The organism is Paenibacillus sp. FSL W8-0187 (assembly GCF_037969755.1).
GTDB lineage: Bacteria > Bacillota > Bacilli > Paenibacillales > Paenibacillaceae > Paenibacillus_AQ.
The window spans coordinates 5,324,399-5,340,131 of record NZ_CP150206.1; the positions used below are offsets into that span (position 1 = coordinate 5,324,399).

The 15,733-nt window shown below is 49.8% G+C and carries 15 protein-coding genes and 1 pseudogene; 11 read left to right on the forward strand and 5 right to left on the reverse strand.

The window, feature by feature from the left end; all coding sequences use genetic code 11:
• Window positions 1-170 precede the first annotated feature (170 nt).
• From MKY48_RS24040 to MKY48_RS24055, 4 genes are all read left to right on the forward strand, one after another.
• Window positions 171-992 (forward strand): YitT family protein, encoded by an 822-nt coding sequence (locus MKY48_RS24040; protein WP_213643867.1) that lies wholly within the window; start codon window positions 171-173, stop codon window positions 990-992.
• A 172-nt stretch (window positions 993-1,164) separates the two neighbouring features.
• The gene (locus tag MKY48_RS24045; RefSeq protein ID WP_076325730.1) at window positions 1,165-1,359 is read left to right on the forward strand and encodes a hypothetical protein; all 195 of its coding nucleotides are present in this window, start codon (window positions 1,165-1,167) and stop codon (window positions 1,357-1,359) included.
• 386 nt (window positions 1,360-1,745) lie between these two features.
• Window positions 1,746-2,933 (forward strand): putative glycoside hydrolase, encoded by a 1,188-nt coding sequence (locus tag MKY48_RS24050; protein WP_339291285.1) that lies wholly within the window; start codon window positions 1,746-1,748, stop codon window positions 2,931-2,933.
• Window positions 2,934-3,203: 270 nt separating this feature from the next.
• Complete coding sequence (locus MKY48_RS24055) at window positions 3,204-4,580, forward strand: MATE family efflux transporter (RefSeq protein ID WP_339291286.1); 1,377 nt, start codon at window positions 3,204-3,206, stop codon at window positions 4,578-4,580.
• Between the two features lie 107 nt (window positions 4,581-4,687).
• On the opposite strand, the gene pfkA is transcribed toward MKY48_RS24055, so the two are convergent.
• Together pfkA and MKY48_RS24065 are read right to left on the reverse strand one after the other, a co-directional pair.
• Window positions 4,688-5,659, reverse strand: coding sequence for a 6-phosphofructokinase (gene pfkA / locus MKY48_RS24060; RefSeq protein ID WP_076325727.1), 972 nt, complete (start codon window positions 5,657-5,659; stop codon window positions 4,688-4,690).
• A gap of 25 nt (window positions 5,660-5,684) precedes the next feature.
• On the reverse strand, window positions 5,685-6,764 hold the full coding sequence (locus MKY48_RS24065) for a tetraprenyl-beta-curcumene synthase family protein (protein ID WP_076325726.1): 1,080 nt from the start codon (window positions 6,762-6,764) through the stop codon (window positions 5,685-5,687).
• A gap of 294 nt (window positions 6,765-7,058) precedes the next feature.
• Here MKY48_RS24065 and MKY48_RS24070 point away from each other — a divergent pair.
• Window positions 7,059-7,346, forward strand: a pseudogene (locus MKY48_RS24070) (MFS transporter); the annotation flags it as partial.
• Entirely contained in the window at window positions 7,283-8,197 is a 915-nt protein-coding gene (locus tag MKY48_RS24075) for an MFS transporter (protein ID WP_339291288.1), read from the forward strand. The pseudogene MKY48_RS24070 and the gene MKY48_RS24075, both read left to right, overlap by 64 nt.
• A gap of 194 nt (window positions 8,198-8,391) precedes the next feature.
• Here MKY48_RS24075 and MKY48_RS24080 read toward each other — a convergent pair whose 3' ends face one another.
• Complete coding sequence (locus MKY48_RS24080; RefSeq protein ID WP_006211711.1) at window positions 8,392-8,589, reverse strand: cold shock domain-containing protein; 198 nt, start codon at window positions 8,587-8,589, stop codon at window positions 8,392-8,394.
• Window positions 8,590-8,784: 195 nt separating this feature from the next.
• Between MKY48_RS24080 and MKY48_RS24085 the strand changes: the two genes are divergently transcribed.
• The 5 genes from MKY48_RS24085 (at window position 8,785) to MKY48_RS24105 (ending at window position 12,707) form a co-directional block, all read left to right on the forward strand.
• Window positions 8,785-9,018, forward strand: a complete 234-nt coding sequence (locus MKY48_RS24085; protein ID WP_076325724.1) for a hypothetical protein — start codon at window positions 8,785-8,787, stop codon at window positions 9,016-9,018.
• 3 nt (window positions 9,019-9,021) lie between these two features.
• Window positions 9,022-9,204, forward strand: a complete 183-nt coding sequence (locus MKY48_RS24090; RefSeq protein WP_076325723.1) for a hypothetical protein — start codon at window positions 9,022-9,024, stop codon at window positions 9,202-9,204.
• Between the two features lie 199 nt (window positions 9,205-9,403).
• Entirely contained in the window at window positions 9,404-11,194 is a 1,791-nt protein-coding gene (pepF, locus tag MKY48_RS24095; RefSeq protein ID WP_339291290.1) for an oligoendopeptidase F, read from the forward strand.
• A 109-nt stretch (window positions 11,195-11,303) separates the two neighbouring features.
• Window positions 11,304-11,633 (forward strand): lipopolysaccharide assembly protein LapA domain-containing protein, encoded by a 330-nt coding sequence (locus MKY48_RS24100; protein WP_076325721.1) that lies wholly within the window; start codon window positions 11,304-11,306, stop codon window positions 11,631-11,633.
• Window positions 11,634-11,672: 39 nt separating this feature from the next.
• Window positions 11,673-12,707 carry a M42 family metallopeptidase gene (locus MKY48_RS24105; protein ID WP_076325720.1) on the forward strand — a complete coding sequence of 345 codons (1,035 nt, stop codon included), beginning with the start codon at window positions 11,673-11,675 and terminating at the stop codon, window positions 12,705-12,707.
• 186 nt (window positions 12,708-12,893) lie between these two features.
• On the opposite strand, the gene taeA is transcribed toward MKY48_RS24105, so the two are convergent.
• Window positions 12,894-14,840 carry an ABC-F type ribosomal protection protein TaeA gene (gene taeA / locus MKY48_RS24110; RefSeq protein ID WP_339291293.1) on the reverse strand — a complete coding sequence of 649 codons (1,947 nt, stop codon included), beginning with the start codon at window positions 14,838-14,840 and terminating at the stop codon, window positions 12,894-12,896.
• A gap of 65 nt (window positions 14,841-14,905) precedes the next feature.
• Window positions 14,906-15,712 carry a DUF92 domain-containing protein gene (locus tag MKY48_RS24115; protein ID WP_339266840.1) on the reverse strand — a complete coding sequence of 269 codons (807 nt, stop codon included), beginning with the start codon at window positions 15,710-15,712 and terminating at the stop codon, window positions 14,906-14,908.
• Between the last annotated feature and the right edge of the window lie 21 nt (window positions 15,713-15,733).

Consider the following 15,733-nt stretch of genomic DNA (forward strand, 5'->3'; position numbering starts at 1 on the left):
TATTTCTCTTATCACCAGTATGTTGACTGGATAATGTATAATCATCCTGATAAGCTTGCAAAGTTATCAATGTAACGGACTACTCAAGAATATCCAATACATTATATCACAAAACATTTCTGGAATACCAGCAAGCTTAAAGAAGTCATAATAACCGGGAGGTGATTCCTATGTTGAAGCGTCTATGGACCTATTTCGCGATCGTATTCGGCGGCATCATTATCGCCGGCGGATTTAATTTATTTCTGATTCCCCATCATCTGCTTAGCGGTGGCGTTTCCGGCGTGGCTCTGATTATCGGCTATTTCACGCCGCTAAATATCAGCATCATGTATTTTGTGCTTAATATCCCGATTCTTATAACCGGTTGGTTCAAGCTTGGCAAAAGATTCGTTGGTCTCAGCGTGATCTCGGTTATTGTTACTACCCTGTTCCTTGAGCTCATTCCAGTTACTCCGGTTGCAACCGATATGCTGCTCTCCTCCGTTTTCGGCGGCGTGCTTGTCGGATTCGGCACCGGCCTCTCCTTTCGGGTTGGTGGTTCTACCGGGGGCTTTGATATCATCGGCTCCCTCGTTACGAAATATCGGGACTTCCCCGTTGGAAGTGTACTCGTGACGCTGAACGCCATCGTCATTATGGCGGTTGCTTATTTGGAAGACGACTGGAATCTGGCCCTCGCCTCGATGGCTTCCATCTATGTTGCCGGAAAAATGGTGGATATGCTCCACGTCAGTCATATCAAGGTTACCGTCTTTATTGTCACGAACCAGACGGAAGCCCTGCTGGAGAAACTGCTCAAGCGCCCCCGCGGCATAACCAAGATCAAAACCGAGGGAGCCTTCAGTCATAAAGAAAAGGATATGCTTATGACCGTCACGACGCGATATGAGCTGGCTGAGCTAAAACAAATTATTACAGAAACAGACCCCCTGGCCTTTGTTAATATCGTGGAAACTACGGCTGTCATGGGTCAATTCCGCAAGAACTAAATATTTACCACCTGTGAGGGGTTGGTAAATATGTGGTATAATATTTGTGCGCGGTTCCTACAATATTCATGAGATCTGTTTCCCGGGCATCGCTTTGGCCCAATTTTAATTGTTTTTCCGTTTTACAAAAGAACGTCCTGCCTAACCAATTTGGAAGGAAAGGGTGATTTTTATGGAAATGGAAACGGTAAAATTGTCACAAATCGTCATGAAGTGGTTCCCGGAAATGATACCGTTCTTTAGACAGAAGGAACTAAATTCCATGATCGTTCTAAGGGACGGGCTGAGTATTCTGGAGCAGGAGGATGCTCTTGAAATCATTCAGTTCAGCATTTGCGAGCATCAGAATCAAACGCCGCTTCATTAATTTTAATGCAACACGTGAATATCGCACGACAAGTGCCGTTATTCACCGGTAAAATTCACCGGTGAATAACGGCATTTTTTTATGGAGAAATGTAAATTCTATAAGCACGTCTTTCCCCACCATGCAGATAAAGCTGTAAGTAAACGCTATCACCTTCTTATGCTCATTATTTCCGATGCTTGTCACTCCCCATGTTCACAAGTTGTTCACGGCCAGCGCCGAGAAATGTCGATATTTAGCGTTTAAAACGCCCTTTACCCGTTTAATTATCTAGGTACGCTCACCCCCGTTTCCAATTTATTGTCGATTGTAACAATCCTGTTCTTTTTGAAGGCATCCGTTCCTTTATAATCATGATGTGAATGTACACAAGGGAGAGAGTAATTATGAATATCATCTTGGCTTTATTCATCTTAGCGTCCGCGGGCTTCGGCGGTTCCAGTCCGCAAGATAGCAGCCTTACCGCCAAACTTCAGGCTTCATTAAATACCGCTATGATTCAGGGCATGCACCAAAAGGGCAACCAAGGTCAGGGCCACAGCGGCATCAAATCAAACACAACAGAGATCGATCCGCAGATTGAAGCGCCTAAAGTCAAGGGCATTTATGTAACGGCTTATAGCGCAGGCGGCTCCAGAATGAATCAACTCGTAGATCTTATGGACAAGACCGATCTCAATGCCATGGTCATTGACATCAAGGACGATGAAGGATACATAACGTATAAAACCGAGAATCCGAAGCTGAAGGAACTCGGTAAATCTCAGCCTTTTATCAAAGACATCAAGCAATTGATGAAGCGGCTGGAGAAACACGATATTTATCCGATCGCCAGAATTGTCGTGTTCAAGGACACGATTCTTGCCAAGAAAAACCCGGAGCTTTCCTTCCGTAAAGGAGACGGCAGCGTCTGGACCAATGGCGGGGGCGACAGCTTCGTGAACCCGTACAGTAAAGAGGTTTGGGATTACAACATCGAAATCGCCAAGGAAGCTGCAAAACTTGGATTCAAGGAAATCCAGTTTGATTATGTTCGTTTTCCGGAGGGCTTCGAGAAACGCGCCGATTCCCTGAAATATACCAAGACGGATCAATCGCGCGTGGACGTGGTATCCGACTTTGTACAATACGCCCGGGAAGAACTAGCACCGCTCGGCATACGCGTATCCGTTGACATCTTCGGGTATGCTGCTTCGGTACCCGCGGCAGAAGGGATCGGCCAAGACTTCGTCAAAATTTCCAAGAACGTCGACATCATCAGTCCGATGGTTTACCCTAGCCATTACACGGCAGGCTGGTTCGGCTCTCCTGTACCGGATAAGGCTCCTTACCAGACCATCAAAGGCTCCATGGAAGCTACCCACAAAAAGCTGGATGAGCTGGGGGATCAAAAACCGATCATTCGGCCTTGGATTCAGGACTTTACTGCGAGTTGGCTCGGAAGCGGAAATTATGCCAAGTACGGCAAAAAGGAAATCGAGGAGCAGATTCGAGCCCTCAAAGATACAAACGTCGATGAGTATTTACTCTGGAATGCTTCCAACCGTTATACGGAAGGCGTCACTCATAAATAATTCAATTATCAGTCGCAAAGGGTCGGCCAACAACAGGGCCGGCCCTTTCTGCGTTCAAACCGTTCGGTGAACTCTCTTGACAGCAGATGCTATGATGATGGATAGGACTGGTTTCACCCCCCAATCTTTGAAATTGACGTACTCCAATTCAACAGCTGGTTGAGTTCTGGCTCGCCGCTCAATAAGCCAGTTATTGTTCCCAGCCATAGCAGGACCCTACAATATGGGGACAGCGTCATAAAAACTACAATAAGAAAGGCACAAACGCACATGCAACCGACCACAACAACACGGGGAAAGCTGAAGCAATTCGCGATCATTCTGATCCCCATTCTGATTACGCAGCTAGCCTTGTCCGCCATTACTTTTTTTGACACCAACATGTCCGGAAAATTCAGCTCGGCCGACTTGGCAGGCGTAGCAATCGCTACAAGCATTTGGATCCCGGTCCAAACCGGCCTTAGCGGAATACTAATGGGGATAACCCCCATCGTTTCGCAGCTCGTTGGCGGGCGACAGGAAAATAAAGTCGCTTACCAAGTGAACCAGGCGCTCTGGCTGTCCATCTTACTCGCCATCGTCGTACTTGCGATCGGGTATGCGGTTGTACCGGGCATTCTCGGAGCCATGGGCCTGGAGCCGGAAGTTCGGCGGATTGCTTCCCAGTTTCTCGCCGCCATATCGATTGGCATCATCCCGCTGTTCGCATATACCGTGCTCCGCAGCTTTATTGATGCCCTTGGGCAAACTAAAATTTCCATGGTGATCACGCTGATTACCCTGCCGGTAAACGTAGGCTTGAACGCTCTCTTCATTTATGGATTCTGGGGCTTTCCAAGAATGGGAGGCGTAGGTGCCGGCATCGCTTCCGCGATTACATACTGGACCGTTCTCATCATCGCGATCGTAATCATCCATAAAAATCAGCCCTTCTCTTCATTCAGCATCTTCAGGCAGCTTCAAGGTGTTTCCTTGAGCGCATGGAAAAGCCTGTTAAACATCGGCGTGCCGATCGGGTTCTCCATCTTCCTCGAGACCGCCGTCTTCGCAGCGGTGACGCTGCTTATGAGCAGCTTTGATACGGCGACCATTGCCGCACACCAAGCGGCCCTGAATTTCGCTACGACACTGTACATGCTTCCATTAAGCATATGCATGAGTTTGACGATCCTGGTTGGCTTCGAGGCCGGCTCTGGACGCATGAAGGATGCCTGGAAGTACGCTAAACTTGGCATTAGCACAGCCGTTATCCTATCGCTGATCACGGCGGTCATCCTATTTATGGCCGGCAGACAGGTCGCCGGATTATATTCTAACGAGCCTGCAGTCGTGGCGCTGATCCAGCAGTTCCTGCTGTTCGCGATTTTCTTCCAGATCTCGGACGCGATCGCCACGCCGACTCAAGGGGCGCTGCGAGGCTATAAAGACGTGAATGTCGCTTTCATGCTCGCTTTTCTGTCTTTCTGGGTCATTGGCCTGCCTGTAGGATATGTGCTCGCCAACTACACCGATTGGGAAGCCTTCGGCTACTGGATCGGATTAATCACAGGCCTTGCCGTCGGCGCTGCCCTGATGCTTATGCGTCTGGTCAAAGTTCAACGCAAGTACACACGACAGGTAGATGCTTCATCTCGATCCGTATCCTAAACGTCTATCGACGTACCTTCTTAAAAAAGACCGCCTCCATGCAGAATGCGTTCTGCAATGAGAGACGGTCTTTTTGCTTATCATCAAAAATTAGGCAGCGGCCTAATTTATTGGGACAATCGCAATGCCAAATCGTAAAGCTCACGGTTAAATTCTTTCTTCGTGTTAACGACCTTGTCAATATCCGTGAGGACCAGCTCGCCCTTGATGATGCCGCATCCTTTATCGGATTGGCCGTCAATCAGACTGCGAACCGCAAAATCGCCAAGACGGCTGGCCAGGTTGCGGTCAAACGGAGTCGGAGCTCCACCGCGCTGGATATGTCCAAGCACCGTTACTCGTGCATCGATTGAGGCATGGCACTCTTTAAGATCACATACGATGTCCTCGCCGCGTCCAACGCCTTCCGCTACAATGATGATACTGTGACGTTTGCCTTTTGCAAAATTCTCGCGCAAGCGGGTTGCCACTTCATCAAGGTTATACTCTACTTCCGGCACCAGAATGGTCTCTGCGCCTGATGCAAGACCTGCATGGAGCGCAATGTCGCCGCAGTGGCGTCCCATAACCTCTACAACGGACGAGCGAGCATGGGAAGACATTGTGTCGCGCAGTTTATTAACGGCGTCTACAACGACGCTAACGGCTGTATCAAAGCCGATCGTATAATCGGTAAATGAAATATCGTTATCAATCGTTCCTGGAAGGCCCATCGTTTTGATTCCGAGTTTACTGAGCTTGTTCGCCCCATGGTAAGAGCCGTCCCCTCCGATAACGACCAATCCGTCGATGCCATGCTGATTCAGAATGTCGGCACCCTTCTGCTGCCCTTCCGCCGTCTTGAATTCTTCACAGCGGGCGGAACGAAGGATTGTGCCTCCACGCTGGATGATATCCCCTACGCTGCGAAGATCCATTTTAATAATATCGTTCTCGAGAAGTCCTTGGTAACCGCGCTGAATCCCATATACTTCAAGACCATAATACATACCGCTGCGTACAACGGCGCGAAGCGCTGCGTTCATCCCTTGGGAATCGCCACCACTTGTAAGAACTGCAATTTTTTTAACCTCTGCCATGTTTCGTTTCCTCCTTCAATGTCACTCATGCTTTATGCTTACGAATCCATCGGCTGTTGACGTAGAAAAAGATCCGGGTCATCGGACTCTTCTTCATCAAACGTTTGGATACGGAGCGAACCAGCTGCTGCTCGCTGACTTTTGGATCGGATAAATATAACGCCAGTAACCCCTCAATGATCATACGATGAAAAGGGGTCGAGGGAATTGTTCTGACATCCTTCCGGGCCCACTCAACTATGGAAGCTATACGGTTCAGCATCGTATCGGCATCTTCGTAATAATTACAAAAGTTCAGATCGCCACCCAGCCTGTCTTCGTCTTGATCAATAAGATAATCCAGCATAATGTGGAGACTGCATACATTCGGAAAATAAGACGCATGAATGGACGATGCATCCTCGTCATCCAGAAACGGATCAGTTGCAGCCAAGAATAGCATGAACACACCCAAGGTTGATCCCGTTGCAGCCGCAAACTCGTTCCACCGCAGATGCGGTGTCCGATGAGCATGCTGGGACCACCATTCAAGCAATGCCGCTTCTCTCTTATCCGGATGGATGTGCTTGTGTACCTGCAAATCGGTATACAGCCCAGCCAAATCCCTTATGTAGGGCTTTGCCGCTTCATATCCTGATAATTGACCGATACAATCCCGGCATTTCTGCACAAGACGGAGAAGGTAACCTCCATCCTCCCTTTCGGTCCGGAGAGCGTAATAATCGGCCGGCTCAGTCTCAGGCGTAACGGCATCCAACATCGACTGATGGAGCTGTCTGAAATCCGCTGGATCCAGCGAAGTACTACGGTCACATAAATTATCGAGATAATCGCTAATTGTCTGGTAAGCTACAATCAATGGAATGAGAATATGCTTCTCCGGCAGATTGGCTGCGGCATACACCGCTCCGCCCTGGCAGTGAAATCTTTTGTTATCTATACTGGCCAGTGCCTGCTTTCGTAGCTCCTCATCCGGAATTTGCTCAGCCTCCCGGCGCCACTTCTCCAATTCGATCCGCACTTCCGGAAGTATGAATTTATACACCCGGCTCATCAGCCCAACCGGACTGCGCGGAACTTTGCGGCTTAGCTCTTGATTATTCAATGAACTCTGCCTCCACATGGTTGTCTTTTTATACCTATCCAAATCAAACCTATTATAATATGATCGTTCATTTTGCACAAATAACACAAATCATTGACGGCGTACGGTAGTTGGACGCGTCCTATAATCCATCTATCTCCATTATGCGATATGTTATATACTAGTCGGAGCTGAATAACAGACCATGAACCTCATAAATAGCGTTATCTATACGGGCTCATGAAAAGAACGGAGATCCCCAGCATGAAACTTCCCGCTACGCCCAGACCGGATCAGAATTGGCTGCGCGCCTTTATGTTTACGATTTTTGGCACGACAGCCCTCGTCATTTCCTATTTCCCGCTATATTTCAAAGAAATCGGCTTCAGCAGCGCGCAGATCGGTTATCTGTATGCCATCGGCCCGCTTATATCCATGTTCTCCAATATGATTTGGAGTTACACCAGCGACAAATACCAGACTATCAAACGTATTATGAACATTCTGATTATCGGACAGCTCGTCACGATGCTTGTGTTGTGGCAAGTTGCAAGTTTCGGCGTTGTATTGTTCACGATCAGTCTGTTTTATTTTTTCTACTATCCGGTCTATCCCCTGGCGGATACGATGGCCATCCAAACGGCACAGAGGACGGACGCAGCTTTACCGTCATTCGCGTATTCGGCTCACTCGGCTATGCGTTCTTCGCGCTTGCCATTGGATATGCCATCGGTGCTGCAGGCGCATCGGCCACACTGGCGATCGGCATTGGAATCGGCGTGTTCACACTGCTCTGCTCGTTTCTTCTCCGCGACGGAGTTGCTGTCAAGTCAGAGCCTGTTGAGCTGGGAGCCCTCCTCAAAATATTGCGTTCCAAAGAAATATTGTGGTTCTTCGGCTGCACGTTCTGCCTTGCCATCGCCCACCGTATGAATGAAGCCTTTCTTACGCTTACTTTATCCGAGCTCGGTGCGGGCGAAGGACTCATCGGCTGGTCCTTAATGGTCTCGGCTGGCAGCGAGATCCCGATTTTCTTCCTGCTGAGCAAGTATGGCGACAAGATAAAGGAGCTGCCGCTGCTGACCTTTGCAAGCCTAATGTTTGCGCTCCGTTTCCTGCTCATGGCCCTGGCAGCTGATCCGTTGTCCGTGCTCGCGGTTCAGTCGCTTCACAGCATTACTTTCGGCGTGTTCTATGTAACCGCCGTGCGTTATATTACAAGGATCATTCCTTGGCAGTACCGCGCGACCGGCATGGCTCTATTCATTATCTTCTGGTCAAGCGTTTCAGGACTTCTCAGCGGAGCCTTCGGCGGTTTGCTGTTCGAAGCGGCAGGAAGACCGGCCTTCTACCAGCTTGCAGCCCTCCTGGCCTTAATCGCTGGTCTCGGGTTTCTTTACCGGCACCTCTTTGCCAAGCCGGAAGATATGAATGTCGGCGGAATCAGCGCTTAGAGGATCCGCTTGGATATCCCTCGCTTGCTCCAAAACAATAAAGGCAAGTACGGACCAAAAATCATCCGTACTTGCCTTTGCTTTCTAATGACACTGGCTTGACCCATCAGAATACAAAAAAGCACAGTTCTCAAAACCGAGAACTGTGCTTCATGCCTTGGTAATTCTATAAGATCTCCGTATTAGGAGCTAACTTACAGTTTAGTTACGTTGGCTGCTTGAGGACCACGGTTACCTTCAGTGATGTCGAACTCAACCGCTTGACCTTCTTCCAAACTCTTGAAGCCTTCTTCTTGAATTGCGGAGAAGTGTACGAATACATCCTCGCCACCTTCAACGGAAATGAAGCCGTAACCTTTTTCTGCGTTAAACCATTTAACTGTACCTTTCAAATGAACAACCTCCTAAAAATACCGCCATCTATGGCGAATATCCATATTATATCCCATGTTTTCTGACAATGCAATCCGTCAATTCGCCCTAAGGGGCTTTTTTTGAACCACTATTTAACAGAAGATTATTTGCTTTTACGCCCACGAGTGCGTTATCATTTACCCAAAAGCCTAAGTAGCAAACGGAGAATGCATATGATCAAAAAACATGAAATATACAAAAAAGACAAGTGGAACATGATGACGGTTGAAGTTCAGGGCCGGTACATCGTTCTACGCGAGATTTCTGACCAGTGGGGCGAAGAGACCCATACCTTTATGAGTCGGCCAGCCTTGATGCACTGGGCTCAAAACCGTTTCCCCAAAGCAGATTTTGAAGGCCGGGAAGATGAGTGGAGAGAAATGATGGCTGCTTTTAAGCAGGTGTAGAGCATGGATTATACAAATATTGTCATCTTCATTATTCTCGCGTTCAGTCTCGGTGCCGTCATGATCATGTACCGGGATAAGATACCGCCAAGACTGAGGAAGGGGATGGCCCTGATTGCCGTCGCCTTCATCTTGTTTGCCTTTTACCTTATTGTATACAGTTTCTTGAATCCAGGTTCCTCGTAAATTTATAGGATGAAATTGGCGGGTACGCGGCATACTATCGCTCGGATGCTTCAATTCGAGGAGGTATTATGCCATGAGAGGCGCCAAGGTGCTCAGTATGACAATTGCAATCTGCCTGATCGCTCTAACTACCCGCAACGAAGTCTTATCTGAAGGAACCCGGACTCCAACTAATACATATCATTCAAGGAGGATTTCCATGGAACAATTGTTAAAACGCGCTGATGTCCCTAAAGAGCATCAATGGAAGCTTGAAGATTTATTCGCTGACCAGAAGGCATGGGATGCGAGCTTTGCGGAGCTGAAGAATCTTCTGAAACGCACAGCCGATTATCAAGGCAAGTTAACCAACGCGGCTTCCATCAAGGAATGCTTCGAGCTTGAAGACGAAATCTCATATCATGCCGAACGTTTATATGTTTATGCTCATATGCATCATGATGAGGATACAGCAAACCCTACATATCAGGCGCTATCTGCCAAAGCCAAAAAATTGAATGTCGAAGCCGGAGAAGCCCTCTCTTTCATCACGCCGGAAATTCTGTCCTTGTCCGAAGCGGAGCTTGACAAACTCATTGAAGACCCTTCCCTCAAGGAATTCAAATTTACGCTGTCCGAGATGAAACGGGAGAAAGCGCATGTTCTGTCCAAGACCGAAGAAGCGCTGCTGGCTCAAGTCGGCAACCTCTCCTCTGCGCCGCAGACCATTTTCGGCATGCTTAACAATGCGGATATGAAATTCCCGAAAATCAAAAACGAGGACGGCAAGGAAGTCGAGCTCACACACGGCAACTATATTCAATTCCTGGAGAGCTCGAACCGCGAAGTTCGCGAGCGTGCTTTCAAAGCCGTGTACGAAACCTATGGCAAGCAGAAAAACACGATTGCGGCTACGCTGAATGCCAATGTAAACAAAAATATGTTCTATTCCCGCGTACGCAAGTACCCTTCCGTTCTGGAAATGGCGCTCTATGGCGATAACATTCCGAAGGAAGTCTACACCAACCTGATCGACACCATTCACGAGAGCCTGCCGCTCCTCCACCGGTACATGGAGCTCCGCAAGAAGCTGCTGGGCGTGGATGAACTTCACATGTACGATTTGTTCGCACCGCTCGTAGAAGAGTACAAGTGGGACATCACTTACGAAGAAGCAAAACAAATGACCAAGGAAGGCCTCACGCCGCTTGGTGAAGATTATCTCAGCAGCCTGCAAGCCGGATATGACAACGGCTGGATCGATGTATATGAGAATGAGAACAAACGGACTGGCGCATACAGCTGGGGCGCTTACGGCACCCATCCTTATGTGCTGCTGAATCATAAAGATAACCTGAACAGCATGTTTACCCTTGCTCATGAGATGGGTCATGCGCTTCACTCTTACTATTCCGACAACGCCTTGAAATACCGTGATGCCCAGTACACCATCTTCCTGGCTGAAGTGGCATCCACTACGAACGAAGCGTTGTTGATGGATTACTTGCTGAAAAACGCCAAAGATCCGAAGCAAAAAATGTACCTGCTCACCTACTATGCCGATCAATTCCGGACCACGGTATTCCGTCAAACGATGTTTGCCGAGTTCGAGAAGATTGTGCACGAACGCGCGGAGAGCGGCGAATCCCTGACTCCTCAAGACCTATCCGACATCTACTATGAGCTGAACGTGAAATATCACGGCAAGGGCATGCAGGTGGATAAGGAGATCGGCATGGAATGGGCACGGATTCCTCATTTCTACAACAGCTTCTATGTGTACAAATACGCCACTGGCTTCTCGGCTGCGACCAGCTTCTCCAAGCAAATCCTTGAAGAAGGCCAGCCTGCCGTTGACCGCTACCTCGGCTTCCTGAAGAGTGGCGGCAGCGATTACTCCATTAACATTCTCAAGAAGGCCGGCGTGGATATGTCCTCACCAGAGCCGATTCGTGAGGCGATGAGCGTGTTTGAAGACATCATCAGCCAAATGGAGCAATTGACGAAATAAACAGCCTCTATAGCAGGATGAGCGATTCTTAAATTGACCAGTGGAATAAAATCCCTTGCCCTTTACAGGCAAGGGATTTTATACTGTTTGGAGGAAGGAGGTGTTCCCCATGAAAATTCAATGGTCGCTAATCGCAGCCTTATTGTTTGCCCTGATTACGGCTGTATTCGCCGTCATCAACGTCAATCCGGTTGAAGTGAATCTGTTATTCGGCACAGTCAATGTACCGCTGATTCTGCTGATTATCGGGTGCTCACTGATCGGGGGACTGATTGTCGGCACGTTCGGCATTTACCGTCAATATCAAATGCAGAAGGAAATCCGTTCGTTAGCGGAGCAACTTATACATATCCGTGAAGTAACGGGATACACCCCTGAAGTACAAGCTGCCGAAGAGGAAAGCAAGAAAGAAGAGAAGGACGCCCCCGCTGCTGAATAGGGAGGGCGGTTCGTTTGAAACAAGGAGGCTTAACAATTCGTGTCGATACAACCGAATGAAACTTATGTGCTCGACCTGCTAAAAGAACTGCTCGATACACCGAGCCCTACCGGATATACCCAAGACATTATGAAGCGGATCGAACAGGAAGCCGCTTCGCTGAATGTCTCGCTGGAATGGAATGAAAAAGGCGGTGCCATCCTGTCCGTTCCTGGACAAGACGGCAGCCGTACAGTTGGACTGAGCGCCCATGTGGACACGCTTGGCGCGATGGTTCGTGCCGTGAAATCAGAGGGCACACTCCGGCTTACCTCCGTTGGCGGATACATGATGAACAGCATTGAGAATGAATACTGCATCATCCACACGCGCAGCGGCAAGAAATATACAGGTACCATCCTGTCCACGCATCCTTCCGTTCACGTGTACAGCGATGCTCGTGATTTCAAGCGCCAGGAAGCCCATATGGAGGTCCGGATCGACGAGCTGGTGGAGTCAGCCGATGATGTGAAGAAACTCGGCATTGGGGTTGGCGATTTTGTTTCCTTTGATGCTCGTCCGGTCATTACACCAAGCGGGTACATCAAATCGCGCCATCTGGATGACAAAGCCAGCGTTGCCGCCCTCTTCGGCTTGCTCGAAAGCATGAAGCGGGATAACTGGAAACCTAAACACAATGTGAAGCTTCTCATCTCGAACTATGAAGAAGTGGGACATGGCGCAGCCTACATTCCTGCCGACATCAATGAAATGATTGCGGTTGATATGGGCTGCATCGGCGATGACCTGAGCTGCAAGGAAACCGATGTATCCATCTGCGCGAAGGATTCATCCGGTCCCTATGACTATGACATGACCAGCCGTTTGATCCAGCTGGCCGAGAGCGAAGGCATTGCTTATGCGGTGGATGTCTACCCTCATTACGGCTCTGACGCCTCTGCGGCGCTTTCCGCGGGCAGCAACATCAAGGCCGCGCTGATCGGTCCCGGCGTTCATGCATCCCATGCCATGGAAAGAACGCATAAACAAGCCGTTCTTAACACCGTTAAGCTGCTGGCAGCCTACGTCAGGTAAAATCATTCATAAACAATGTCTATTTACGTACTTTCATAGAGGAGCGTCCACGTTTAGAGGATGTTGTTCTTACGAATCTCACAAGGTTTCCGCTTCGCTGAAACCTTAATCTAACAAAGGGGCGTCCCGCCAAGGCATTATGCCTGGGGACGCCCCTTTGTTATTGATATGGATCGCTTAAAATCATTACGATTTCTTGCTCTGTTCAATCTTCTCCGCGAGCTCATTCAAATAGGTCCAGCGTTCCATCAGATGCTCCAGCTCACGTTCCGTTTCCTCTTGAGCCTTCATCAACTCCTGAAGTCTGGCTGCATCGCTGCCGGCGGTCTCCATCTCCGATTGAATGGATGCCAGCTTGCTCTCTGCTGCTTCAATGAGACTGTCAATCTGCTCATACTCCCGCTGTTCTTTGTAACTGAATTTCAAGCGCTCTCGCGGTGCTTCTTTAGCTGAATCGCTATCCGTGCCATCATTGCTCCCCGAAGCAGACTTGGAACTGGATGCCTCCGCCTTATTCCCGGCAGCTTCACCACCATGGCGCTGCATCCATTCCGCATATTCGCTGTAGGAGCCGACATGGACACGGATCTCTCCGTTGCCCTCAAACGCCATAATCTTGTCTACCGTTCGATCCAGGAAAAAGCGATCATGGGATACCACGATACAGACGCCCGGGAACTCATCCAAATACTGCTCCAAGACGGACAATGTCTGGATGTCCAAATCATTCGTCGGTTCATCCAGCAGCAGCACATTCGGTGCGCTCATCAGCACCCGAAGCAGATACAACCGTCGCTTCTCTCCTCCGGACAGCTTCGCAATCGGCGTCCACTGCAGCGCGGGCGGGAACAGGAACCGCTCCAGCATCTGGGCCGCGGTAATCGCCGAGCCGTCCGCCGTGCGGATAACCTCTGCTTCATCCTTGATATACTCAATCACGCGCTGACTACCATCCATCTCCTGATGCTCCTGCGTGAAATAACCGAGCTTGACCGTCGGTCCCAGCACGACTTCCCCGCCATCTGGCTGAATCAGCCCGGCAATCAGATTGAGCAGCGTGGATTTGCCGCTGCCGTTGGGGCCTACGATGCCAATTCGATCTTCGGGAACTGCGATGTAGGAAAGGTCCTGAATTAACGTTTTGTCGTCGATCTTCTTCCGGAGACCTTCGATCTCCAGAATTTTGCGTCCCAAGCGGGTGGAAGCGACTGAGACGTCAAGCTCACCAGAGCTGTGCACCATTTCCTGATCCTTGAGTTTCTCAAAGCGCTCAATTCTCGCCTTCTGCTTGGTCGTACGGGCCTTGGCACCTCTGCGAATCCAGGCAAGCTCGCTCCGCAGCAAATTCTGACGCTTTTGCTCGGAAGCAGCCTCGCGCTCCTCGCGTTCTGCCTTCAGCTCCAGAAAACGGCTGTAATTCGCCTCATATCGGAACAACCGTCCATGATCCAGCTCCAGCATGACATTCGCCACCCGGTCCAGAAAATACCGGTCATGCGTAATCATGAGCAGCGCACCGCGGCGCTTCTGCAAATACTGCTCCAGCCAGGCGACGGATTCATTATCAATATGGTTTGTCGGCTCGTCCAAAATGAGCAAATCGGAAGGCTGAATCAAAGCGGCGGCTAATGCCACTCGCTTACGCTGGCCGCCCGACAGCGTACCCATCTTCGCTTCATAATTCCGAATCCCCAGCTTGGACAGGATGGTTTTCGCATCGCTTTCAAGCTGCCACGCCTGCAGTGCATCCAGCGTCTGATTGAGCTTCAGCAGTTTCTGCTGCAGCTCCTCATGACTCGGATGCAGCTCCAGCAGCTCCATCGTTTCGGTGTACTCCCGCACCGCCTTCATCTCCGGAAGATCGCCCTCAAACACCTGCTGGAGGACGGTTTTGTCCGGATCAAACTCCGGGTTCTGTGCCAGGTAGCGCACCCGGATGCGATTGCCCATCGATATTTTACCGGAGTCGGGCGGCTCGAGCCCTGCGATGACGCGCATAAACGTGGATTTCCCCGTGCCGTTAACACCGATAATGCCGACTTTATCCTGATCCTCCATTCCGAAGGACGCATCTTGAAACAGAATTTTATCTCCATAGCTTTTTGTTACCTGTTCGACGGTCAAAATATTCATTGTTATGATCCCTACTTACATCTATAGATTTCGTTGAGCGTTGTTTCATCGGTAAGATGGATACATTATAACGCAATCAGCACTGCAATCCCATAAGCTGCCGCGCCGCCGAGAAGTGAACTGACCAGATTAACTGCATCATTGGACATCCAAGCATATCCGCGCATGCGCACCGTATCTTGGCCGCAGTGTTGAGATACTTCCACTGATTTGCCGCACGCACGGCACCGATACATCACCTGTAAAGTCGCTCCGAGGTACGAATCGGCAAAAGCTCCAACCAATCCTCCCGCAAGGGCTGCCAGGACATACGGCCATATCTCTGCATCCATGCCGCTCCATCCAGCAAGTAACCATCCGCCTGCCCCAATCAGTATGCTCCCTACCGCTGCAGCCGTGGAGCCGACCCAGGAGACGCCGCCGGATTCGCCGGCGGTCAGTACCTTGCCGTTCAGCACGGAACGCGGAGGTTTCCGGCTAAGGCTGCCTAACTCCGTGGCCCAGGTATCCGCCGTTACGGTAGCCATAACACCTATAAACAGGAATACCCACAGATCGGACGGGAACCATGCGTTTATCAGACACAGCACCATACCGATGCCGCCATTGGCGAATACCTGGCCTGCATCCCGTCGGCCTGTCTTGGCATAGGATTTCTCCAGGTCGGCCTTCCGCTGTTTCCCGTACCGGGAGAGAAGTGTAGACGTTATGAAAAAAAGAAGCAGGGTTCCGAACCAAAACACGTTCCCTGCTCCGTAATATATGGTACCCATCAGAATAGCGGCCGCGGCTCCGGATTCCGATAGCGATCGTTTCCTGTATGCGGCTCCTGCCACGATAAGGGCACCTGCCGCTCCGATCAGCCAATCCATCTGTGACCCCTCCCATGATAA

Coding starts and splice junctions, on each gene's coding strand:
- MKY48_RS24040 (WP_213643867.1), top strand. CDS start 171: ATGTTGAAGCGTCTATGGACCTATTTCGCGATCGTATTCGGCGGCATC.
- MKY48_RS24045 (WP_076325730.1), top strand. CDS start 1,165: ATGGAAATGGAAACGGTAAAATTGTCACAAATCGTCATGAAGTGGTTC.
- MKY48_RS24050 (WP_339291285.1), top strand. CDS start 1,746: ATGAATATCATCTTGGCTTTATTCATCTTAGCGTCCGCGGGCTTCGGC.
- MKY48_RS24055 (WP_339291286.1), top strand. CDS start 3,204: ATGCAACCGACCACAACAACACGGGGAAAGCTGAAGCAATTCGCGATC.
- pfkA (WP_076325727.1), bottom strand. CDS start 5,659: ATGGCAGAGGTTAAAAAAATTGCAGTTCTTACAAGTGGTGGCGATTCC.
- MKY48_RS24085 (WP_076325724.1), top strand. CDS start 8,785: ATGATCAAAAAACATGAAATATACAAAAAAGACAAGTGGAACATGATG.
- MKY48_RS24090 (WP_076325723.1), top strand. CDS start 9,022: ATGGATTATACAAATATTGTCATCTTCATTATTCTCGCGTTCAGTCTC.
- pepF (WP_339291290.1), top strand. CDS start 9,404: ATGGAACAATTGTTAAAACGCGCTGATGTCCCTAAAGAGCATCAATGG.
- MKY48_RS24100 (WP_076325721.1), top strand. CDS start 11,304: ATGAAAATTCAATGGTCGCTAATCGCAGCCTTATTGTTTGCCCTGATT.
- taeA (WP_339291293.1), bottom strand. CDS start 14,840: ATGAATATTTTGACCGTCGAACAGGTAACAAAAAGCTATGGAGATAAA.
- MKY48_RS24115 (WP_339266840.1), bottom strand. CDS start 15,712: ATGGATTGGCTGATCGGAGCGGCAGGTGCCCTTATCGTGGCAGGAGCC.